The organism is Roseobacter sp. S87, assembly GCF_055693285.1.
The window spans coordinates 1,496,594-1,517,485 of record NZ_JBVFTR010000004.1 but is presented as its reverse complement, the minus strand read 5'-3'; the positions used below and the strand labels follow the sequence as shown (position 1 = coordinate 1,517,485).

Here is a 20,892-nt window from a genome sequence, read left to right as displayed (position 1 = left end):
TTCAATGTTGCCACGATTCTGCAACAGAGGTCGGAGTGTTTCGCTTTGGAGCAAACATTGTGTGCATCTCGCTCCAAATTACTCATCAGTCGCTCAGTCAGCGGGTTCAAAAGCCCCTTTCGAAGCACCGCTGATCAACCCGGTAGTTGCGTCATAGCGCGGTCTGCCCCTGATATCGTCAAAAGCCGCGAAGCCGGGGTCTGCGGGGGTCGCTGCAAGCGGCGTCATGTCTTTGACAGTATCGGCGGGTGTCGCAAAGGTCGCGTCCATGGTCAGTTGTGTGCCGCCGATGAAGTCATATTTGTGCCCCAGCCAGCGCGGTGCCCAGAGTGTGGACCCGTCAAAGTCTGTCAGTTCAGCATTGTCCGACTGCCGCATGTGTGTACTGAGAGGTGCCACGAAGAGGTTGTTTTCCTCGACCTCATTCGTCCAGCGGGTAGAGGCCCCGCTGGTGATGAAGTTCGGCTCGGTCCCGTCGAGGTTTGTATCGTCAGTCAGGAACAGGATTGTGTTACTGTACCACGCAACGCGCTGAGCGAGGTTATCATCACCCACAGCATCACTGCTGCCCGGCGCACCGCCAAAGCCGTAGTTGGGCCGGTTGATCGAAGGCACGTTTGGCATGATCGTCAGCACATTGCGGATCGTGGTACCGCCGAGGCCGTTGCCAATGGCCCCGCCGCCTGTTCTTGATGACCCTACCAGAACCGCCTTGTCGATAATCCAGTTGACCGGGCGCAGGACGCCGCTGGGGGTCGCATCGCCACCTGTGATGATGTCGTTACCACCCTCGCAGGACAGGCGGTTCATGCTCGCCTTGCTGCCCGGCACATTGGAATGATAGCGGATGCAGGGCTGGTTCTCAGGCACCGACTGTGAATTGACCCAGCCGTTGCGGGCAAAAATCTCCAGCGCGTCGAAATAAGTGTAAAAGGTCTGCTGCATACGCACACCGGTATGGTCGTTCTTCCATGGTGGCTGCTTGGCCCCGCCGCCCTGCCGGGCCTGTACGTCCTGATCCGAGATACAGCCTACCAGCGACAACAAGTAAGTGCCCTGATCGGAGTAGAAGGAGAAATCCTGATTGTTCGTCGACCGGCAATCAAAGGCCATGATCATTGGACCGCGACCGGAGCCGCCGTAGGTGCCAGCAGCTTGCAGACCTTGCATGCCATCAGAGGTGCAGTTGTTGATGGACAGGTCCAGATTGCGACTACCTGTCGAAAGGAAAAGCGCAGTGTGACGCTTGCCTGTCTCTGTCGTACTGTCCCAAGGGCCAGTGAAATCGATGTCCTGAAACAGCGCTGAGCCACCGATAAACGTCAGTGAATTGGAGAATTTGATCAGCGGCTCGCCGTCGTTCAGTGCGGCGGTTGGCAGTACGTTGAACGTCGCACGGCCACCCCCCAGGTCTGCCACCACATATTGCTGTGTGCGCTGAGAATGTTGATTGTATCGCCGGAATAGTCATAGGTGCCGCCGCCCTTGAACATGATCCGACCTTTAAGGTCCCCGTCGTCCAGTGCTTCCATGGCGCTCAGCGCCTCTGTCAGGGTGGCGGCTTCGGCGGCTCCCGTGGGCTTACCTGTGAAATCGCCGTCATGCGCGAGACAGATGGTCTGCGTGCCCGGATACATCACGTCCGGGTCATTCACGGTTACCTCTACCGTGGTCGTTACGCGTCGGCCGCTGCGATCAATGGCCGTGCAGGACACTGTATAGATGCCTGGATCGTTGAAGCACGCGCTGACAAATGGGCCAAAGGCAGTCCTCCCGTTGCGCCATTCCGGCAGGACGTTGACCAGACGATCAAAGGTGTGATCACGGCCAAAATCCCAGAAGTAGTAGACTTCGTGAAAACGGGGATCATACTCCTGGCCGGCCTCGGGCGCAGAGACATCGAAGCCGTCGACAAGCGTGCGGAAAAAGACACCTTCGCCGGCCCCGGCATTACCGGTCTGCTCAACGATGATCTGGAGGGTCGCCATGGACCCCCAAGGGGAGAAAGAGCGCGTGATATTGCCAGTGGAGATTTCTACATCGCTGCCAAGGGAGATTGCGCCACCCTGTAATGCAATAGTGCTCATGGCTCACACCCCGACGATCTGGTCTTGCATTCCGGCCTCAAGGGCTGTTGCTTCCTGTGCGGTCAGATGCCGGTTGATCAGCACGTAGCCGTAGACGTTATCGATGAACCCGTTCGACGCAGCGTCCGGATCGGCAAGAAAGTTGATGTTTGCGTTAGCAAGGTTGCCGCCGCCCACATCAGCGGTTTCGTTTTCGTATTCATCACCATTTGCCCAGATGGTGATAAGATTGCCGGACAGATCGACCTGCATCCGGACAACGTCCGCGACGTCAACGTTCGGCAGCGAGCCTGAGCTGGTGCCGGGCGTGCTGCCTGTGCCCGCAGCCTTTGCGGTGTCACCGCCTGCGCCATTCGCATAGGCGAGATAGCGGCGTGCGGTGGATGATTTGGAGAAATTCACGCCGCCGTCTGTGGTGTTGTTTCCCAACCCCGCGATATAGCGGAATGTCGTATCGTCAGGTCTCTCGACGCCAAGAACGGCCGAAGCTCTATCCGTGGCGGACATATCTACCGGCGCGGTGGAGACGTAGTATCTCGCGCCGGTCGTTTTGGAGAAAAACGCCCGGTTGTTGTTCTGGTTGTAATCAGCCCGGTTTGCCGTGCTGGGCGCGACCAGATAGTGGCCGTTCACAGTGTCATGGATGGTCCCGACCGGATCACCGTCGCCGCAGACCGTGCTGGCCGCCGCCCCGGTGATTTCCGTGTAGCAGATGGTGTGGGCTGTGCCGGGCATGATCACCACACCCTCCTCACCATTGCCGAACAGCGCCGCGAGGTCTGCACCGCTCGCCACCGCAGCCGTACTTATGAGGGTCTCGCCGTCGAAATTCGTGGAGCCGTTGTTTGCAACCTCGCGCAGGCTCAGCGTGCCGTCGGCCACGTCTGCGGCAGTGACGGTATAGCTGCGGTCTGTGCCGCTCTGCACCACGCCGCCGCTGTTTGAGACCACAACGCTGAAGGACAGCATATCGGTGCTCAGCCAGATGGTATCGGCCAGGGTCAGCACATCGCCCTCTGCAAAGGCTGCCGGATCCCCGGTGGATGTCAGCGCCGGACTGTCCCGTTCCATCTGAACCGCGCTGCTGCGCAGATCACCCGCTGTTGTGCCAGCCGGCAGTGAATGCGTGACACCATCAATAATAATGGTCGTCGCAGGAACGAGGTCCGCGTCGGCCGGAATGTTGCTGAGTGTCAGTACCGCCTGAGAGGTGCCGCTGTCGGTGATCGTCAGGAAATCCTCAATCCGGACAGAGAGGTCGACCGTAGCTGAACCGCCAGAGTTAGTCGCGGTGATCGTCACAGTGTCGTCGCGCAATGCGTCGGAGATCGTCAGGGCGCTTCCGGCGATTGAGGACCACGCAACGCTCTCGGAGTACGTCAGATCATCACCCGTGAAGCCAGCGGCAAGGTTGACCACCGGCTCGCCGTTGCCCTGAATTTCCTCAACAGCTACCAGAGCACCTGCTATGGGGATTGCGTACCGCACAGTATAGGCCGCGCTTTGTACTGGTGCACCATCCACCAGCGGCGCATAGCGCAGAGCCTTCAGATCGTCGCCCGCAACCGGCGTGTAGTTTGCCGTGGAGGCCCCGCTGATCGCCGTGCCGTCGGCAGTCCAGCGATGCACAATGACTTCGCCGCCCGATAGCCCGGATATCGCGCCGGTCAGCGCCACGCCGATCTGCGCGGTCAGGCCGTGTGTCGGGTTGTTGGTCAGGCCTGTGACTGAAGCCCCGACCGCAGATACACCGTCTCCCAGCAGCGCATGGCCCCTCAGAAGAATGCCCCTGGCGGCAAGGTTATGACCAGCCAGCAGTCGCATCAGATTTCCAGCGCATCCGCTGTGATCACCAGACGGCCGTTGCCGCTGATGTAGAGCATTTCGCCGGTGCCAAGCTCCAGAGAGATGGGTTCCTGCCCGGTCCAGTGGCCGTCTGCAGGCGGTTCGTTCGCACCAGTTTCAATGGACCATTCGCCCACGCCCTTTTTGAAGTTGAAGGTCACGGCCCGGGGTCCGGTTGCAACGTGGATCTGGCCGTCAGCGGCGATAACATCACGGTTTTTGGTGGGCATTTAAAGCTCCTTTAAAAGGCGGTTGAAGGCGGCATATACGGCGATGACGAGACCGCAGATCATGATTAGCCAGACGGGGGTGAGAAGGATTGCAGGGGGCAGGTCATAGCGGGCGGTTGCGAGGCACCAGGCAATGGTGCCGGCGCTCCAGAAGAGCAGATCGACAACGGTGTCCCAGAGCACAGCGCCTCGGTCATTGAGTTGCCAGATCTCGATATTGGTGAAGATAACGAAACTGAGCGCGACGGCCCACAAGGGTGACATGAGAAACCAGAGGAAAGCGAACAGTGCCGCTCCGGCAATCATATGGAACGTCTGATTGAGCCCGGCGACGTATGGTTGGTCGGCGAAGGTTTCAGGGTCGAGGAGTTTCATTCAAAAGCCTCCATGCTGATGTGAAAAAGGGAGAGAGCCGCGTCGACCTCGGCCGAGGTGGTAGCCGCCTCGATGCTGACCACCGCACCAAGCCTTATCGTCTCGAGGGCTGCAGCCGTCGCTTCCCACATTGCCCCGAGGTTCACGTAAACCTGTGCCACCTCATAGGCGGTGGGCGCTGTGATGCCGACCTCGGCCGCAACGAGTGGCCAGTTCGTGAGATCGGTGGGTGTGATCAGCTCCGCCAGAAACTTCTGCGCCTCTGCCTCCTTGCGCAGGTACAGCATTTCCTGCCCGGGCAGATCCGTCACAAACTGCAGCCGGACCACACGGATGCCATCGGTCACCTCGGCGATCGCGCGTTTGCGCACGCCGCCGAACTCGAGCAACAGACTGTCAAGAGATCTGCGCAGCGTGATCATGGCGTCGTCACCTCAGTGTAGGTTGGAAGGGCAGGCATCGGCGCCTGCACCTCGATCTGGTACCGGCCGGGGTCAGGCAGATCGATCACCTCTGAAGTGCCTTCTGCTGCAACTGTGAGACGGTGCAGCTCCTCATTGCCGGAAAGGTCGAAGATCGCGATCTCGGTGCCCAGCGGGCAGCCGGCGACTGTGTGCTGTGTGCCGGCACTTGAGACGCCGGGAGAGACCGGCCGGGGGACAAGCCCGCCCTGGCCATCCAACATCATCCGGGTCAGCTCCGCAGGCGTTACACCGCTGACGACGCCGTCAATGGTGGCGGGCGCCGAGCCTGTGCCGATGACTGCGAACGTCTGTCCGTCCGGGGCGAGCTGATACCAGGCAATCATCGGGCAACACTCTGTGCGCGCAGGGACACGTTGCGGATATTGGTCTGCGTTGAGAAATTCGGATCCTGATCGACATTGCCGGTGACCACGCGCATCTGCCCCAGATCAAATGGGCCGATCGCGTGGAAGATCCCGCTCATGCCGACCCAGCCACCCTTCTGGAACCCGCTGTCCCGCAGCGTCCCGTAACCACCCCACGCACCGTTGATCAGATAGCGGACCTGCACCAGAACCCGTGTCTCCGCCGCGCGGTACGCGTCGATCGGGCCATCGCCGGTGAACTGCTCGTATTGCTCAACCCCGGAACTGCGGACCTGCAATGAAAGCGAGATATGCCAGATCGTGGCATCCGCAGAGGGACCAAAAAACAACTGATCTGTGTAGACGGTATTCTCAGCTACATGCGCTTCGGCCGGGATCAGCAGCTCCGCAATATCGGACACGGAGCCGACCTGAAGCGACTCTCTTGCAATCAGGTTGTTGAACTCGGCATCGCCGGCCTGCGTGATCTGCCATCCGGATGTCCCGGCGACATAGTCGGTGGACTGCAGGGCACCCCCGAAGAGGGCTAGCCCGTTGGCCTCGGAACACAGCCTGATCGAGATCCTCCGGACGCAGCCTGAGATCGAGCGTCGTGACGTTGACCCAGTCCGTCCACACCGTCGGGCGGAAAACCACGAAACGCGCGCGCACCCGGTAGTCTTTCGCCGGCAGGATCCCGTCGACCACCACGTGCTCGCCGCTGGCCACACTCAGTGTCGAGCCCGTTACGATCGATGTGCCGTCCGCTGCCTCGATCTGGTACTCGAGGCCACGCACGTCCTCCTGATCCCCCGACCAGCTGAGACGCAGTGCCGGGCGTGCCGGGTCGCCGTTCTCGTCCTCGATCGACACGGCCGTGACGGCAAAACCGTCGACCGTCTGCGGAGGCAGCGTGGTCACGGATGTTGCAATCAATGGTGTGGGGAGCTCGTAGACGGGCAGCCATTCAGCATCATCCGGATCCCGCTCCTTCAGGGTCAGCCGCGGGGTGCCCGTCAGCAGGGGGTCAACCATACTGTCGACCTCGAAGGCCTTGTCGTCGTAGCCATGCCGGTCCGAGGTCCATGCCACGACATCGAGCGGCTCCAGCACCAGTGCATCCGTGGGCAGGGTCAGCACGTGGCGCGCCACGCGGAGCTCCTCCTCGACATAGGCGCGCATCACACGCTGGATCTGGTTGGGGTAGGGTGCAGCGCTCAGGGTCAGCTCGGCCACGCGCCGCTGAGCCGGGTCGGCAAGGGCATATTCCGCGTTGTAGCGTGCGGGAGCGTCCCGCGGCTCCCAGAGGGCATCGGGGTCCGGATAGACCGCCTGAACGCCGTTGTAGGGCTCCTGCTCGACGGTGAAGGGCTGGTGCTCTTCGGTTTCCGTGATGATCACATCCGCGTCCGAGAAGAAATAAACTGGCAGGCCGGGTCCGCCGAGCCGCAGCTTCCACACGCCGCCGTTCTCGGAGAGCTCGCCGGAGCAGGCGTTCAGGATCTCTTCAATGACGGCCGCGGGCTCATCGTCGACCAGAACCTCATAGGAGGCGCGGTACTGGCGTTCCGTGCCGCCGGCATCGAGCGCAATCGCGACATCTGCCCTGTTCATCTGCGCCCACCAGCTGGCAAGCGGCAGATCCTCTGCATCCGAGCCGCCGCCCCAGATGTAGCCGCCGCCAAGATCGATCCCGCGCAGGATGTTGTAGATCAGCACGGCCGGGTTGTCGGTCTGCTCCCATGTGCTGCGATCGGCCCAGCGGTGTGGTCCGGTCCCGCCGACACTGTCATCGAGGCGCGGGTCGTATAGCGGGATCCCGCCCAGAACAAAGCGGACCTTCGGGAAGGAGGAATAGACCTCGCGTTTGTACCGGAAGGTGAGGATTGCATAGCAGATCCCCTGGCCCACCATGTCGATGCCCCACGGCCGGTCCGGGTGTGCTGCGTATTTCGAGAGCAGCATCGGATCCGCGGCCGTCTGAGTGCCGTCATAGAACCGGACCCAGCCATAACCTGCGAAGCGGCCTTCGAAGGGCTTGCCGTAATCGGGGTGCTGGGAAGCGCCCAGCGTGACGGGCTCGCCGTCTACATAAAGCCCCTCGAGCGTCTGGCCCGGCAGATCGCCCAGCTCGATGACATAGGTGAGATAGGCGTTGGGCACGCCGCCCACGGTCCCATGGCTCATCATGGGTGCAGCGAGTGAACCTTCGGTGGCATAGGTGCCCAGGATGAACGAGGCCGGGTTGGTGCCGCCTGTCTGGGTCTGTGCCGTGCGGATCCCGGGGGCGCGCGTGGTCCCCGGCCGGTCGGTGCGTGTCAGGGCCGCACGCAGGACCGAGAAGGCGACTGTGGTCAGGATCCGGCCAAACAAAGTGGTGGTCAGAAAGGTACCGACACCGCCGGTGGCGAGCCCAGCAGCGATTGCGCCAACAGCTTTTACGACAGTAGACACGTCAGACCTCCAGCACGTCTTCAGCCGCGGTCAGCGGCATGAGCCCGAGACCTGTCTCGCGCAGCACATAGATGCCGGCGCCCTGAACGATCCCGAGGGCAGGCGAAGCCCCTTCGCGAACGATGGCACCGTCGCCCTCGCGGGCCATGGAAACCGGTCTGGACACGAGACTGGTCCGGGCCAGTGCGGCGTGATCTGCGAAATCATGCCGGCGCAGCAGCCGGACACCTTCGGCGACGGTGGTGTAGCGCCCCCGGTACGGGGCGGCAAAATCAACGCCCGTCATGGCCAGCACGCCCCCCGCCAGGAACAGCGCGCAATCGTGCTTGCCGGGCTCAAAGGGACGCCGTGCACATGTCGTGAGGTAGGCGATCAGACGGTTGCGCCAGTCCGGGTGCCGCTGAAGGGATCCGCTCATCATGCGCCTCCCGCGGTACCGGAGCGGCGCTCGCCCCAGACCGTCTCGATCGAGCCGCTCACTTCGGCATGACGCCGGAACCCGTCTCCGGGCAGGCGCGCTTCCAGAGCGGCCCGGGATTTCTTCAGGGGCAGGGTCCGTGTCAGTACCTCGGCTGCACTTTTGACCGAGACCTCGCAGAGTGCCTCATCTCCGACCGCCGGACGCGGAAAGCTCAGCCCTTTCACAAAGCCTTTAAAGCGTCTGAGCGGCTCTGCGATCAGCACACCTGTCAGCGGGTCAAAGTTGGCAATATGGATCTCAACCGGCGCGTCCTTGGTCTCATACCCACGCACAGCGAAGCGCAGTTCTTCCGATACCGGCGAGAAGGTCAGCCGGGTGATCCGCACGCTCACACCTGAGTTGCTGACCAGCGGGGCTACCTTCAGCAGAGCGCCGGCACCGTAGTAGGTCCGCTGCACACCTCCGATCGACAGGATCCTGTGGTCCGCGCCGGTCCAGAAGCCTACGGAAACAGGATTGCCGGAAGTGCGGTCCCGCGCGGTGATCCAGACCAGAAGCTGGGCATTGCGCGCACCGCGGGCCTGAAGGTGCGCCAGAAGGTTGGGGGCAAGCTCAAGCATCGGTCACCTCAGTGTTTGCTGGAACCGGAAGCTCACGCCGTCACGCATGAACTTTGCCTGCCTGCCGGGCTGCACCGATCCCGGCACGATGACCGCCTTGCAGTGCGCACGCACCAGCTCCACGGCTGTGCCTGTAGCCGCACCGGGCTCAAGTGGCGGGTTGACCTCAAAGAGGGCCGTATCTCCGGCGCCGTCAGCAACAACGCTGGCCTCCTGAACCCGGTGCAGCGCATACCGCAGGGGGTTCAGTCCGTAGGTGAAGGAGAGATAATCCCCGCGGGTCAGCACGAAGCCCGGCGGTAAGGCTTCGAGGGCAATAAGCCGGGCATCGGCACCATCGAGCGCGCGGATCGCGGGGCTCGCCGTCTCGATCACAGCGCCCTGCGGATCGGAGGCCGGATAGGGAAAGCGCCGGTGATAGGCCAGAAATGAGGCGCCCGCGCCCCGCACAAGGTCAATCAGCGCCTGCGCCTGGCGGGCCTCTTCAGGCAGCATCTTTCCGAGCATGATCTCGCCCTGCCACAGACGGGCGCCGACGCTGGCGACCAAGAGCTCTCCGCCGCCGGTGCGGCTGAGCTCCACGGCTTCGGGCAGTTCAAACTGGACAGAACTCACAGGAAGCGCATCCAGAAAGTCAGCCACACTCATGGGAAAGGATACCGGCATCAGCCCCTCACACGTTCATTGCTGCGGATCTGGCCCACGCGTTCGGGCAGGACCTCGCGGTCATATTCCTGAAGGGCGCGCTGCATGCCCCGGTACCCAGCCTCCTCAATCTCCCGGTCACCGCGTGCTCCGGAGACATCCATGCTGACCGCAAGAGGTCTGGGTGTGGCGTTTGCATTGGCCGGGGTCTGCGCACGCGACTGACCGACCATGCCACCGGCCGCAAAACCCGGCGCACCACCTGAGTTGATCATCTCGAGCAGATTGCGGTTCTGGGCGGTCGCGGCCGCGTTGACCACAAACTCACCATTTGAAGCCATGATTGGCACCCGGTCATCCCGGCCACCGCCCGGGCCATAGATCATGCCGCCATTGGCCCGGCCGGGGATGAGCCCCGGGAAGAGGCTGCCCACAAGTCCGCCTGCGCCGTTGCCAAAAGGACCGGTGCCGAGAAGATTTCCCTGAATAGCCGTGTCCAGGATCGTTATGCCGAGGTTGCGGACCATGTCATTGAGGTTCTTGCTCTTGTCAAAGATGACATCGAGCACCCGGGATGCGCTTGTACCCACAAGGCTCCACGCACTGCGTTTGCGCTCGAGCGCCTGTGTCTCGGCTTCATGCTGGGTCAGCAGACCTTCAATCTTTTCGCGCTCAGCCTCTGTTGCTTCTGCCAGCGCATCCCGGTTCCGGATGATCTCTTTCTGAACCGGATCGGTTTCCTTCAGGACATCCAGTTCCTGCTGAAGGCTGCGGATCAGCTCCTGCACCTGATCAGTCTGGGCCCGGCTGCCGGCAGAACCGGACCGGCGGCGGTTCAGCGTAAACTGAGAAACGATATTGCCGGGTTGAAAGCCGGTGCCGTTGCGCACGTTGTCACGCGCCTGATCAGATCCGCCCGGGGCGGCGAGATCATTGCCGAGCGCCACCATGCCCTGCGCCACCTGAAGGCTTACGCCCAGATCCTGAGCAAGGGCGGCGGCGGCCGCAGCGGCTGCATCCACACCCACCGGCATGTCGATCGACGCGAAGTCTGTACCGGCCCGGTATGCTTCGAGCAGTTGCTGGCTCAGAGCGCTGGCCTCAACCCGGGTGTCCGCATAGAGCTGGTACTGCTGCGCCAGTGCGTCACGGGCCTGCTGCTCGCCACGCTGCTGGGTTTCATAAAAGGTCCGGTACCCGGCCTGAATGCGCCCGGCGACACGCTCTCTTTCCCTGACGGCTTCAAGCGCCTCTTTCTCGGCCCGGATCTGATCGTCAAGAAGCTCGATTTCTTCGCGGTATCCTTCGAGGACCTGACGCGAAGCCTGAGCACCGCGGCCCTGAAGATTCGCCGATCGCCGGAGGAACTCCTCGCGTTGGGCTTCGAGGTCGGCGATCTCGTTGAGAACGCGCAGCTCTTCAATGGATCCCGCGCCACTGTTCAGAAGCGCCAGTTTTTGCTGCGCCTCCGTGGTTCTGTCCGCGAGCGCGCCAAGAGCCTCCTCGAGATCTCCGGTGTCATCTTTCGCAGCTCTGGCGCTCTGGGCCCACTGGAAGAGCGCAGCACCGCCGGCAATGATCCCGATGGTCGCCAGATTGACCGGACTGAAAAGGCCCACAAAAGCGGTACCAAGTGCGCGTACAGCGCCTGTGGCACCCAGCGGACCGATCACCTGTGTGATCTGTGTACCCTGCTGCAGGGCGAGCTGGAGCGGGTTCTGACCCGCTGCCAGCATTACACCGATGTCGTTGAACTGGGCTGTCAGGTTTCCGAGGCTGCCTGCTGCGAGCTGGTTTGCAGCACCGAAGCTCCGGGCACCCAGTGCCGCGCGGAGCTGCGCGTCCCGGAACTCACTCATCTGCAGGGTCGCGAGGCTGACCTTGCTGGTCATCTCGCCCAGCTCAGCCCCGCTGACACGGGCGGCTTCCCCGATCGTAAACCCGGCGCTGGCTGTGGCCTTAAAGCTCTGCTGAACACGCTGGCCTTCTGCCAGCGCCTGACGACCATCGGCCGTGATCAGCAATGAGAGCCTTGCAGTCACTCTTTCTCTCCGTTCATTGCCGCCCGGGCGCCGATCTCGATCATCTGCAGATCAGCCCAGAGCGCAGTGTTCACCCCGATCCCCGCGAGCTCGAGGCCAGCTTTCACGGCCGGGTAGTCCAGTCCGACGGCCATGACATTGCCGTCCGCCAGCGCCAGCAGCCGCCATTGAGTGCAGACCGATGCGTAGGCCTCGAGCGCGGGCAGGTTCTCTGGCCAGACCCCCTGATGCTCTTCGTCCTGAAGGAAGTGCGCCGGAATGGTGACTTCCCAGAGCGCTGCTTCCGCCTGCAAATCGTCCTTCGGTGCGTCTTCGGACCGTTCCAGAAGCGTGCCTTCGACAAAGGCACGTCCGGCCCATTTCAGTTTCCCACCCGCGCCTTTGTGATCGCGGCGATATAGGTGTTCAGCATGGCCATGCGTGCGGCGTAGTTCCCGAGCATCTGCCTTAGGAGTTCCTGGCTGAATGGGAGGGGGTGGTCGTCGTCGTCAGTGATGTCATCAAGGTCGACTACCGTTGCGAGCAGAAGGTTGCGGACATCCTCGGCCACGCGCAGATCGTATGCTTCGATCTCCTCTGAGGGCCTCACAAGGAACCTTGCCCTGAAAGTGTCCTCCCGGTGCGTGTCATCATCGATCGGTGTGAGCACCGTGACCGTGTGCCAAAACTTCGGCTCTTTCTCGATCCGGAACATGATTGTCCTCCTTCAGGTCAGCACAAGCGTCCACTGGTCGTTGCCGGCCGTGGGGATGGGTTTGAGGCGCAGCGGCCATTCGGTGATGTTTTGGGGCGTCTCAACGCCCTGCGGTCGTTGCATCTGAGCGGTCGGCGCATTCAGAGTGGCAATCCTGCCCGCGCCCACACCGTGCTGAAGGATCACCGGCACCTCATCCTGATTAAAGGCCGCTGCATAGGGGTCGTATGTGGTCAGCGGCACCGCCTCGAGCGTCATCTCGATCTGCTCGTCTTTGTCTGTAATCAGGATGGCCTCTGGCCCGACAAGAAAGCGCGGCTCGACCTGATTGCCGAAGGACATCATGAACGAGCGCATGACCAGCCCTGCGTTTCCGTCGAGTGTCAGCGACGTGAACGCGCGGCTGACCTGCTGCGGCCGCTGCCAGGCGCTCAGATCCACAGCGGGCCGGGCCTGTTCGGAAGGCAGGGTGAACAGACCGGTGAACTCGAACATCAGGTGCGGGATCTGGTTGGCACTCATCTCGATCGACACAGTGCCGCGCGTGCCCAGCATCACGAAGCGGGTGTTGCCCACAAAGAAGTGCACCGAAACGGCCTCCGGCTCTTCGGTGATCGGGTTGTAGGTCACAGAAGTGTTTGCCACGACGGTCTCGGCCACCCCACAGGCGCGCAGCAGCTTGCCCCAGGGCGGTGCGGTACCGGCAGTGCCGGAGGGCGCCAGTTCGACCTTGAAGGAGATCCGCGCGTGCAGCTCGACGGGCACCGTGCCCTGACTGCCGAAGTAAGGCTGCTCAAGTGCGCGATCGAGGTCGTTGCCTTCCATGCCGGACAGTGTGACTTCCTTGGCGAGGATGCCATCAGCTCCGTCCGGACCCGCATCGGTCCCGTAGGTGGTTTCGATCTCAGCCAGAAGGATCTTGCTGCGCCAGAAAATGGCCATGGCTCAGTCCTCCTTTTCAACGGGCTTAGAAGCAGGCTTCGAAGCGGGTTTTTGCGGGGTCAGCGTGCCGTCTTTTGAACGGGTGTAGCTGCCACCTTTCTGGGGAAGGTCAGACATCAGGAGATCCTCAGCTGGTCTGCGATCGCAAAATCGATCTGGTAAATGAATGTGCCCTGCTGTGAGCTCACGAGCTCGGCACGCACGAAACGGAATACACCCACAGAGTTCTCCGGCGCCCAGCCGACGATCGCTTCAATGATGCGCAGGATGAACCCGCGCAGATCATCGAGCACACGGCGGGCTTCCGGGCTGCTGTCACGCACGGTCAGAACCACGCTGACACCCTCCGAGATGTCCTGTGTGTAGGCCCCGGACATTGCATCGGGTTCACCGCCCTGCATGCCGGCAGGCAGCACGTGGGCCGCGGGCGTGACCTGGGGGAACTGGCGCGCCCGGGTCAGTTCGGCAAGATTGCCGGCACCGCGGACGCGGCCGGTAAGCTCCGGGATCTCGGATCCAAGCCGGGTCCTGAAGGCGGCAATCATCAGATGAACCCTTTCAGGCTGGTCTCAGTCAGCGGACGATCGCGGTCTGTAAGGCGCGCGCCGGAACTGCCTGAGCCTGCGGCTTCCGCACCCTCGACGGGCAGCGTTACAGAACCCGCTGCGATCCCCTCCAGCGATTTCATGGCGGCTTTGTAGTCCGCCTCGATTTTCGGGTTGGCCTCAAAAATGTGGAGCTTGTAGATCGCGATATCGAGTGCAAGAGACGCCACGAGCGGTGGCACGGCTGCCATCGGAAGCGCATAGCGTTTGGCCAGATAACCGTCGATCAGCGCATCCGTATCCGAGATTGCCTGATCGATCACAGTCTGATCGATCGTGTCCGTTGCCACATCACCCCGGTCGGTCAGCTGAACCAGCAGGTTTTCACCGAAGCGCGCTGTCAGATCTGAAAGGGTGGTATAAGGCACGGGTCCGGCATCCTCGTCTCAGGGGCAGGGCGGGCAGAACTGCCCACCCCGGGGGTTACGTCTCGCGGAGCTCCGTCACGCTGACGATCAGGCGGGGATCATCCTGCAGCAATGTGAACTCCGCATGGGTGAGCTCACTGGCGTTGATCGTCACCGGCTCTTTTGTGAAGTGCCGGCCGCACCGCCAGCGCCCCTTTTTCGGGCCGACCACAGTCACCTCCAGATTTTCCGGGCCCCGCATGTCGGGGGATCCGACGGGCGGTTCGGCTGCGACGGCGGTTTCCGCCGCAGCCACGTCGCTCTCCTGAGGGGCATGGGTGGTGTCAGAGGCAGGCGCGGCCTCGGGCGCTGCCGGAGCCGTATCGGCCGCGCCTGCGTCCGGCGGTGTCACAGCCGCCGGATCAGGAGCCGCAGCCGCGCTATCCGCGCCCTTGGCCTTGTCTTCGGGGGTGGCGGCGGGTGCGTCGCCCGCCGCCTTCTGCGTCACATTTCCAGCAGCCTGCTGGTCATCGGTCGACGCTTTGGCGGGTTTCTCCGCCTTTGTATTCTTCTTGCGCGGTGCCATGTCCGGGCCCTCCGTTTGCATTCATGGTGCGGGCCTTCCACCCACCCGGTCACCGGGGCCGCATCCGGAGCGGCCTGCGTTCAAGGCGGGGCACGGTGACTTCCCCTTCGATCTGGTTGCGGGGGCGGGACTTGAACCCGCGACCTCCGGGTTATGAGCCTGGCGAGCTACCGACTGCTCCACCCCGTCTCAGGTTTTCAGAGCCAGTCGGCGACCATCACGCGGGCAGTGCCGCGCCAGATGTTGGTTGCACCGGCCGCATTCCGTTCTGCGTTGATGAGCTCGTTGGCGGCACCTTCCAGCTCCTGCGGCACCACCAGCAGGCGGCCCCGGAGACCGAGCTTGCGGCCGTGATCGCCTTTCATATTGCCGATGGCGACACGGGCGGTCTCGTAGTTCTGGGCATCAAGCGTCTGACCGGAGCCCCAGCACATCTGCCAGAAGGCGTAGCCGGTGTTGTTGCGGCCATCGACGCCGTAGACGAATTCTTTGTTGTTGAAGACGTTCGCATCCGTCGGGCTGTCCATAGCGACAAACTGGGGGCTTTCCCGGTCCTGGTAGATGATGGGCTTGACGGCCCGGCTGTCATCCATCAGGAACCATTTGGGGCCTGCACCGCCGTCAGTGTTCGCCACCGTGATGTTGTTGCCGTCCTTGTCGATAACAGGATGGTCTGTGTCAAAGAAGTTCTGGCCATCATAGCACTCGTTGTCCCAGCCCGCCTCGAGCGCGCCGAAGCATTGCTGATCCGGGTGCGCTCCTGTTGCGCGGCCCATTTCCGTGAAGAGTGGATTGTAGATGCCGAGATTGTCGTCTTTGATGTGGTTGCGCTGAACAGTGACCGTCAGCTCAAAATCTCTGTTCTTGATCGTGTAGTCATGCTCCATGATCGCCTGGAGCACACGCGGGCCGATCCATTCGCGCATGTTGGGGAGCTGACCGAGCCAGCCGTAGGTGTTCTCGGATGTGGTTGAGGGCACCGTTGTGGCGATGGCGCCATACTGGCTTTCGACCTGGCCGAGGCCACCCTGATAAAGGGCGCTGAAGCCTGCGCGCAAGTCGTTGAGGGATTGTGCTGTTACTTCCATGGAAGGTCTCCTTTAGGCCGCTGCGGCTGTTGTGAGGGCCTCGTCGAAACGGACCCAGACACCGCGGGCATCGACCCCTTCGATCGTGCCGGCAGGCGACCGGGTTGCGGTGCCGTCGGTTCTGGCGACCGTCTGGTCATCGACGGCGTAGGCCAGCGCACCGATGTCGGCGGCGGTGATTTCGTCAGCGGCTGCAGAATTGGCGAAGACGAAGGTGCCTGTCCGGAAGTAGACGGTCTCATCACCGTCTGCGCCGGTCGCATTGCTGACATCCTTCAGTGCCACGCCAGCCCCCACCAGACCGACAGCCGTCTGTCCGTTGGTGATAAAGCCTGCGGCATTGCGCATCAGGAGAGCGCCGGTGAAAATCACAGCGGTTGCGGCGGCTGCGCCTTCGCGCAGATCGCCTTCGACACGGGGCGTGGTGCGCCCTTTGCTCAGCGGGGGCATTAAGCGGTCTCCTCATAGGACTGCAGCGACTTCTGGTAAGTCTCGGGATCAAGGCCCAGCTGCGTTGCGATCTGGCTCTGGCTTGCGTTCAGAGCGGTTGTGGTGCCTCCTTTGTCAGGAGGGTCTTCTTTAGTGTGCGTCCGGGTCAGTTTCGGAGCCGCCTCCATTGCGGCCACGGCGGCGTCGGGATTGGCCTGATGCATCGTGATCCAGTGATCGCGGGACTGCGGACCAAAGCCCGCGCGTTTTTCAGACACGGCCTTCTCAAAGAAGTCCTCCGCGGCCTGAAGGGCCTTGCCCTCTGTGAGGCTGGCGATCTGCGAGGACAGATCCTTTACGGAGCTCTGCAGCTCAGCGATGAGGCCGTCCTTGTCGCCGGCAGCACCTGCGGCCTGTGCGGCGGCAACGATAGCAGTCGTGTCAGCATCGGCATTGAGGCCAAGCGCTGTGCCGATATCGGTCATCGCGGATTGCATGGCAGCCGAACTGCCTTTGCCGCTTTTGTACGAGCGCATCGCCTCGGCGATCTCGTCGTCGGTGGCGGTTCCTGCGATGCCCAGCATCTCGATCAGTTTTGCGCGGAAGTCCATTCCGGTCTCCTGTTGATGGAGCGAGGCCATGCCCCGCAGATTTGGTTTGTTCACCAGACTGGCGCGCCCGATCATCCGGATCGTCTTGCTCTCGTCGTGGAAAATGACAGGGCTGATACCGCGATAGGCGCGCGAGGCGACCAGTTGTTCGCCCTCCGCTGTCCATTCGACCTTTCCCCAGATCCCGTCGTCCCGGGCTTCCATGGCGACGATCCAGCCGCGTGCCGGTGCGGGCTGCCCTTTCGGGGCTGCAAGATCCGTTGCGTGGTTTTCGTCGATGGGAAGGCGGTCATCACCGGCAAAGCTCAGTGCGATGATCTCTTCGGCATCACTTACATGGTAAGGCCCCCGTTTGTCGTCTGTGCGGATCGTGCCGTTCTCGCCTGCGGGGAGCAGGTGCACCCATTCCGGCGCAGTTCCGGTTTCTGCCGCTTCCGGCAGGAACTGAGCACTCATGAGGGCTGTGAGGTGATCGGCAACTGTCATGCAGCGTTTGTGCCGCAGTCGTCAGCGCCGATACATCCGCAACCAGTTGCGGTGGTCTGTCAGGGGATCCTGCGGGGACGTTAGGCTGCGCGCCCGTGCCCGGTCAATCCTCGCCGGCTTCCTCCAGCCATTCTTCAGCCGTGATGATGATCAGGTCACGGTCTTCGGCGGAGATCCCGAGGAAGGGCCGGGCCGGGATATCCCCCAGGGGATCGGCCGGCCGGTGGCAGTCTGACCGAAGGCACCCTTACGCGCACCATACTGCATAACAGCTGCCTGGATTTTGTTGGTGCCGATCTCCAGCCGGCGGGGCCCTGCATCCCTGAAGAAGCTTCGCCGAAGGGGCAGCGTGTCTGCATTTGGCCCGAAGAGAGGCCGGGGATCGGCCGTCTGACCACGCCTGACATAGGCGTCGATCGTAGCCTGCGATTTTGGTGCCCACCGCGTGCCATCCGGCGCCACCCCGGCTTCAAAGCGCTTCTCCGTCCTGTCCTCGAGCAGATCGCCCAGCACGTTGAAGACTTCCGTCATGTCGGACAGCCGGCTTTCGAGCTCTGCGAAGACGCGGTCGACGCCGGCATCGTTGATTTCAACCGTATACATAGCTATGTTCCTTCGCGTGAGGCGGTGTACCTCGATTGGGAAGAGGGTTTCATCCCCGGAACTGATGCAGGTTCAATTCCTGCCCCGTCTCACAGACTTCCATCGATCAACTCAACGCCCCGTCCGATCAGGGATCTCAAATCGCTCAGAGATACCGTCCGGCCGGTGCGCAGGGTGTTCACAATCCCGAGGCGCTTGTCCTTCACGTTGATCCGGATCACGGCCTTCAGCCCGCCTGCCGGCTGCAGGAACACGAGCAGAAGCGCCGGTGACGAACCGGAGCCGTCGAATAGCACTGCGTCAGGGCGGGTCAGGTGCTCCGGCATACGCCTGAACCATTCAAGATCGAGCGGATCCACCTTATCCGGCCTGAACGCATGGCGGATATCACTGTCGCGCACGAAGACATCCGCACTGCGCGGTGTCGTTCCGCGCGCCTCCGCAGCGCGGATCCAGCCGGGCTTCAGGACCCCGGCAATATGGAACCGGCCCCGTTGTGGCTCAGACAGCGCCAGCGACACGAAAGAGGAAAACTCGCGCCCCAGCGCCTCAAAGGCACTTTGCGGCCAGCTCTGGGCCCAGTCGGCCCCGAGTGCAGTCGGCAGGACTTCCAGTTTGTCACTCAGTGCGCGGACGGTCTGACCGACCGTTGCGCCCGGTGCATAATCCCAGCCCTTGTCGATGCCCGCCGGCGCGCCGGTGCGCGGATCCCGCTCGGCCCAGTCCGGGGGCAGCTTCACATCAGGTTTGCCGCCGACACGGATAGCGCCCGCATAGGTCCGGGCACCCCGCACGAAACAGGCACATCCCCAGCCGTTGATCGGATAATGCGTATTCCAGAACGGGTGATCGACCGGCAGGATCAGGCCGTCCCAGCTCAGGTGCTCGGGCCGGTAGTTCTCCGCGCCTGAGTGCCGGTAGACCAGGTATCGGAAGCCCCCGGCAAAATGCTGAGCGTAGCGACCAGCCGCCCTGGTCGTTGCAAGGTTGGTCCGGTAGATGACTTTCGTGCGCCACGCCTCGCCACGCTCGGTCCCTTCGCCCGTCCAGCCGTGCCAGCCGCGCCGTTCGACAATCTCACGGAAGTCCCGCCGGAAGTCCTCCAGTGATGTGCCCTGTGTTATTGCCTTATCGACGGCGGCGGCCAGGTCCGCCAGCAGATCTGCCTTCGTCGCACCGGCCACCATGAACGCGCGGTCATGCTGAGCCCTGCTGATATCATCCCAGCGGGCCGTGGGAACCAGATCGCCGAGCCGGAGCCGGAAGGCCGCGGCCTGCTCTTTGAACGGCCTCCTGAAGACGGCTCTGACAGGCTCAGCCATCGCCCACTTCCGCCCGCCCTCCGGCCTCGGCCGCGATCAGTGCATCGGCCAGCAATTCCGAGAAGGTCGTGGCATTGAGATCGGGGTAGGCTGCGAGCCACATCTCCCGGGCTTCTTCCAGTGAGCCCGCCTGCGCCAGCATGGTCTCCAGCTGCTCAAGCATGGCCTGAATGAGGGGCGTTGCCTCATCGACCATCCGGTCGGTCAGATCGTCGTCCGGGGATGAGCCGCTGAGCGGCCCTCTCAGGCCCTCTGAGGCCTGACGGGCCTCTCTGCCCGCAGAAACGTCCAGGCGCGCTCCTACCCGTTTAAGAATCGAGCTCCGGCGTTCAAATTCAGTTCCGTCATCTGCACCGGGCGGGTTTCCGGCGCCCGAGGCCAGAATTTCCTCATTTTTGGCCGGTTCCTCAATCCCGATGCGGGTGTAGAGCTGCTTGGTTCCGACCCGGAACCCCAGCGGGACCAGTTTCCCGATCGCATCCGTGAGCCCGGCAATGTCCTCAGGCTCCGGCCGTGCGATGGAAACCACCGGGTAATTCTCCTGAGGACCATGGTTGAGATCCACGAAGGGCCGGATCAGATCCCGGTTGATGATGGCCGACAGCGCGCAGGCATCGGCCGTCTCGATATCCTCCTGAACCTCGCGGTGCTCTTTGCCGGATCCCAGACCGCCTGTCTCGGCATCCGTGGTCGCGGTCTGCCCGAGTACGGCCTTCGAGATCTGTTTGTCCAGCCAGTCCGCGCGCCGCTCGTAGTGGTCCGTGCTGGCGCCCACGTTGGAGCTTTCCACAAAGTCGATCGACATGCTGTCCGGAATGATCGCAGCACAGTCGCCGGCGATGTTCGCAACAGCGTTAAAAAGGGTGTCCTTGTCTGCCTCCGAGGCTCCGGCACCCCATTTGCCCACGCGCACCGGCTGGCCATAGGTCTGTGTGAAGATTGCCCAGTCGCGCTCGGTGTAGCCCTTGAACATCCAGTTCCAGGTGGCGACCCGCGCCAGCCCGGAACGCAGCGCCAGCCCGGATTTGGCTTTCATCTGAGCAAAGATGAACTTGAAGGCGGGCAGGGGCATTTCCTGCCCCTGATCATCGAGCATCACAGGCGTGGCCAGATCCCGGCGTTCAAAACGGAACCAGCGCGGGTCCCGCCATTCCAGCCGCTCCGGCTGCCATTGCCCCATCGACGTTTCCCAGATGATTTCCGTGAAGCTGTAGCCTTTGCCGATCGCATCCAGAATGTCGAAGAGCTCAAGCGCCAGCTCCTTGCGGCGGATCCAGCGGCGGATATCTTCAGCGATTTTCTCATCCGGCCCGCTGTCGGTCCCGGGCTCGACGGTGATATCGAGCTGACTGACAGACCTCCGCCTTGTGCCCAGAACACCAAGGTAATGCGGATTGCGCTCCTCGATCGTTTCCGCGAGTTCGAGATACTGCAACGGATCTCCCTGATCCGACGCGCGCAGAATGGACGCCAGCCGCCCCGGGGTCAGACCGTCACCGGGATATCCGGAAACCGGAGAGCGCACGCTGCCCAGTGTGGGGGCTGCAACCTCTTTACGGAGCTCGGCCCGTTTCATGGGCCGTCCGAAGCGGTCAAAAATCACAGGCTGCCTTGCCATGTTAAGGTTTCCT

Annotated in this window: 25 protein-coding genes and 2 tRNA genes; 1 reads left to right on the top strand and 26 read right to left on the bottom strand. The window is 62.5% G+C overall.

Annotated features, from left to right (window positions below; genetic code table 11):
* Positions 1-93: 93 nt before the first annotated feature.
* The 24 genes from ACZ1HA_RS08475 to ACZ1HA_RS08360 form a co-directional block, all read right to left on the bottom strand.
* On the bottom strand, positions 94-1,419 hold the full coding sequence (locus tag ACZ1HA_RS08475; RefSeq protein ID WP_375227486.1) for a hypothetical protein: 1,326 nt from the start codon (positions 1,417-1,419) through the stop codon (positions 94-96).
* The gene (locus tag ACZ1HA_RS08470; protein ID WP_375227487.1) at positions 1,362-2,087 is read right to left on the bottom strand and encodes a hypothetical protein; all 726 of its coding nucleotides are present in this window, start codon (positions 2,085-2,087) and stop codon (positions 1,362-1,364) included. Before ACZ1HA_RS08470 ends, ACZ1HA_RS08475 begins: the two co-directional genes overlap by 58 nt.
* Before the next feature lie 3 nt (positions 2,088-2,090).
* A complete protein-coding gene (locus ACZ1HA_RS08465) occupies positions 2,091-3,911 on the bottom strand; it encodes a hypothetical protein (RefSeq protein WP_375227488.1) in 1,821 nt (606 codons plus the stop codon).
* Positions 3,911-4,162: a hypothetical protein gene (locus tag ACZ1HA_RS08460; RefSeq protein ID WP_375227489.1), complete on the bottom strand. Its 252-nt coding sequence runs from the start codon at positions 4,160-4,162 to the stop codon at positions 3,911-3,913. Before ACZ1HA_RS08460 ends, ACZ1HA_RS08465 begins: the two co-directional genes overlap by 1 nt.
* On the bottom strand, positions 4,163-4,537 hold the full coding sequence (locus tag ACZ1HA_RS08455; protein ID WP_436399302.1) for a hypothetical protein: 375 nt from the start codon (positions 4,535-4,537) through the stop codon (positions 4,163-4,165). It lies immediately after the preceding gene.
* Positions 4,534-4,959 carry a hypothetical protein gene (locus ACZ1HA_RS08450; protein ID WP_375227491.1) on the bottom strand — a complete coding sequence of 142 codons (426 nt, stop codon included), beginning with the start codon at positions 4,957-4,959 and terminating at the stop codon, positions 4,534-4,536. The genes ACZ1HA_RS08455 and ACZ1HA_RS08450 overlap by 4 nt, the downstream gene beginning before the upstream one ends.
* On the bottom strand, positions 4,956-5,345 hold the full coding sequence (locus ACZ1HA_RS08445; RefSeq protein ID WP_375227492.1) for an SAM-dependent methyltransferase: 390 nt from the start codon (positions 5,343-5,345) through the stop codon (positions 4,956-4,958). The genes ACZ1HA_RS08450 and ACZ1HA_RS08445 overlap by 4 nt, the downstream gene beginning before the upstream one ends.
* Entirely contained in the window at positions 5,342-5,788 is a 447-nt protein-coding gene (locus ACZ1HA_RS08440; RefSeq protein ID WP_472713537.1) for a hypothetical protein, read from the bottom strand. Before ACZ1HA_RS08440 ends, ACZ1HA_RS08445 begins: the two co-directional genes overlap by 4 nt.
* Positions 5,739-7,820 (bottom strand): phage tail protein, encoded by a 2,082-nt coding sequence (locus tag ACZ1HA_RS08435; protein ID WP_472713536.1) that lies wholly within the window; start codon positions 7,818-7,820, stop codon positions 5,739-5,741. The genes ACZ1HA_RS08440 and ACZ1HA_RS08435 overlap by 50 nt, the downstream gene beginning before the upstream one ends.
* A gap of 1 nt (position 7,821) precedes the next feature.
* On the bottom strand, positions 7,822-8,238 hold the full coding sequence (locus ACZ1HA_RS08430; RefSeq protein ID WP_375227494.1) for a DUF6950 family protein: 417 nt from the start codon (positions 8,236-8,238) through the stop codon (positions 7,822-7,824).
* Positions 8,238-8,861, bottom strand: a complete 624-nt coding sequence (locus ACZ1HA_RS08425; protein WP_472713535.1) for a hypothetical protein — start codon at positions 8,859-8,861, stop codon at positions 8,238-8,240. Before ACZ1HA_RS08425 ends, ACZ1HA_RS08430 begins: the two co-directional genes overlap by 1 nt.
* A gap of 3 nt (positions 8,862-8,864) precedes the next feature.
* Positions 8,865-9,509 carry a hypothetical protein gene (locus ACZ1HA_RS08420; protein ID WP_375227496.1) on the bottom strand — a complete coding sequence of 215 codons (645 nt, stop codon included), beginning with the start codon at positions 9,507-9,509 and terminating at the stop codon, positions 8,865-8,867.
* Positions 9,510-9,526: 17 nt separating this feature from the next.
* Entirely contained in the window at positions 9,527-11,548 is a 2,022-nt protein-coding gene (locus ACZ1HA_RS08415) for a phage tail length tape measure family protein (protein WP_436399304.1), read from the bottom strand.
* A complete protein-coding gene (locus ACZ1HA_RS08410; RefSeq protein ID WP_375227499.1) occupies positions 11,545-11,841 on the bottom strand; it encodes a DUF1799 domain-containing protein in 297 nt (98 codons plus the stop codon). The genes ACZ1HA_RS08415 and ACZ1HA_RS08410 overlap by 4 nt, the downstream gene beginning before the upstream one ends.
* Before the next feature lie 68 nt (positions 11,842-11,909).
* Positions 11,910-12,242: a hypothetical protein gene (locus ACZ1HA_RS08405; RefSeq protein ID WP_375227500.1), complete on the bottom strand. Its 333-nt coding sequence runs from the start codon at positions 12,240-12,242 to the stop codon at positions 11,910-11,912.
* A gap of 12 nt (positions 12,243-12,254) precedes the next feature.
* Complete coding sequence (locus ACZ1HA_RS08400) at positions 12,255-13,184, bottom strand: phage tail tube protein (protein WP_436399305.1); 930 nt, start codon at positions 13,182-13,184, stop codon at positions 12,255-12,257.
* 116 nt (positions 13,185-13,300) lie between these two features.
* Positions 13,301-13,729, bottom strand: coding sequence for a phage tail terminator protein (locus ACZ1HA_RS08395; RefSeq protein ID WP_436399306.1), 429 nt, complete (start codon positions 13,727-13,729; stop codon positions 13,301-13,303).
* On the bottom strand, positions 13,729-14,157 hold the full coding sequence (locus ACZ1HA_RS08390) for a gp436 family protein (protein ID WP_375227504.1): 429 nt from the start codon (positions 14,155-14,157) through the stop codon (positions 13,729-13,731). The genes ACZ1HA_RS08395 and ACZ1HA_RS08390 overlap by 1 nt, the downstream gene beginning before the upstream one ends.
* Positions 14,158-14,212: 55 nt before the next feature.
* Positions 14,213-14,722, bottom strand: a complete 510-nt coding sequence (locus tag ACZ1HA_RS08385; RefSeq protein WP_436399307.1) for a hypothetical protein — start codon at positions 14,720-14,722, stop codon at positions 14,213-14,215.
* 117 nt (positions 14,723-14,839) lie between these two features.
* A tRNA-Met gene (locus tag ACZ1HA_RS08380) sits at positions 14,840-14,911 on the bottom strand.
* An 8-nt stretch (positions 14,912-14,919) separates the two neighbouring features.
* The gene (locus tag ACZ1HA_RS08375) at positions 14,920-15,810 is read right to left on the bottom strand and encodes a Mu-like prophage major head subunit gpT family protein (protein ID WP_436399308.1); all 891 of its coding nucleotides are present in this window, start codon (positions 15,808-15,810) and stop codon (positions 14,920-14,922) included.
* A 12-nt stretch (positions 15,811-15,822) separates the two neighbouring features.
* Complete coding sequence (locus tag ACZ1HA_RS08370; RefSeq protein WP_375227507.1) at positions 15,823-16,260, bottom strand: hypothetical protein; 438 nt, start codon at positions 16,258-16,260, stop codon at positions 15,823-15,825.
* Positions 16,260-17,336: a phage protease gene (locus tag ACZ1HA_RS08365; RefSeq protein ID WP_375227508.1), complete on the bottom strand. Its 1,077-nt coding sequence runs from the start codon at positions 17,334-17,336 to the stop codon at positions 16,260-16,262. Before ACZ1HA_RS08365 ends, ACZ1HA_RS08370 begins: the two co-directional genes overlap by 1 nt.
* A gap of 150 nt (positions 17,337-17,486) precedes the next feature.
* On the bottom strand, positions 17,487-17,939 hold the full coding sequence (locus ACZ1HA_RS08360) for a phage virion morphogenesis protein (RefSeq protein ID WP_472713534.1): 453 nt from the start codon (positions 17,937-17,939) through the stop codon (positions 17,487-17,489).
* An 18-nt stretch (positions 17,940-17,957) separates the two neighbouring features.
* Between ACZ1HA_RS08360 and ACZ1HA_RS08355 the strand changes: the two genes are divergently transcribed.
* Positions 17,958-18,031, top strand: a tRNA-OTHER gene (locus ACZ1HA_RS08355).
* On the opposite strand, the gene ACZ1HA_RS08350 is transcribed toward ACZ1HA_RS08355, so the two are convergent.
* Together ACZ1HA_RS08350 and ACZ1HA_RS08345 are read right to left on the bottom strand one after the other, a co-directional pair.
* Positions 18,029-19,261, bottom strand: coding sequence for a phage head morphogenesis protein (locus ACZ1HA_RS08350; RefSeq protein ID WP_436399310.1), 1,233 nt, complete (start codon positions 19,259-19,261; stop codon positions 18,029-18,031). The genes ACZ1HA_RS08355 and ACZ1HA_RS08350 overlap by 3 nt on opposite strands.
* Positions 19,254-20,879 carry a DUF935 domain-containing protein gene (locus tag ACZ1HA_RS08345; protein WP_375227512.1) on the bottom strand — a complete coding sequence of 542 codons (1,626 nt, stop codon included), beginning with the start codon at positions 20,877-20,879 and terminating at the stop codon, positions 19,254-19,256. Before ACZ1HA_RS08345 ends, ACZ1HA_RS08350 begins: the two co-directional genes overlap by 8 nt.
* Positions 20,880-20,892 lie beyond the last annotated feature (13 nt).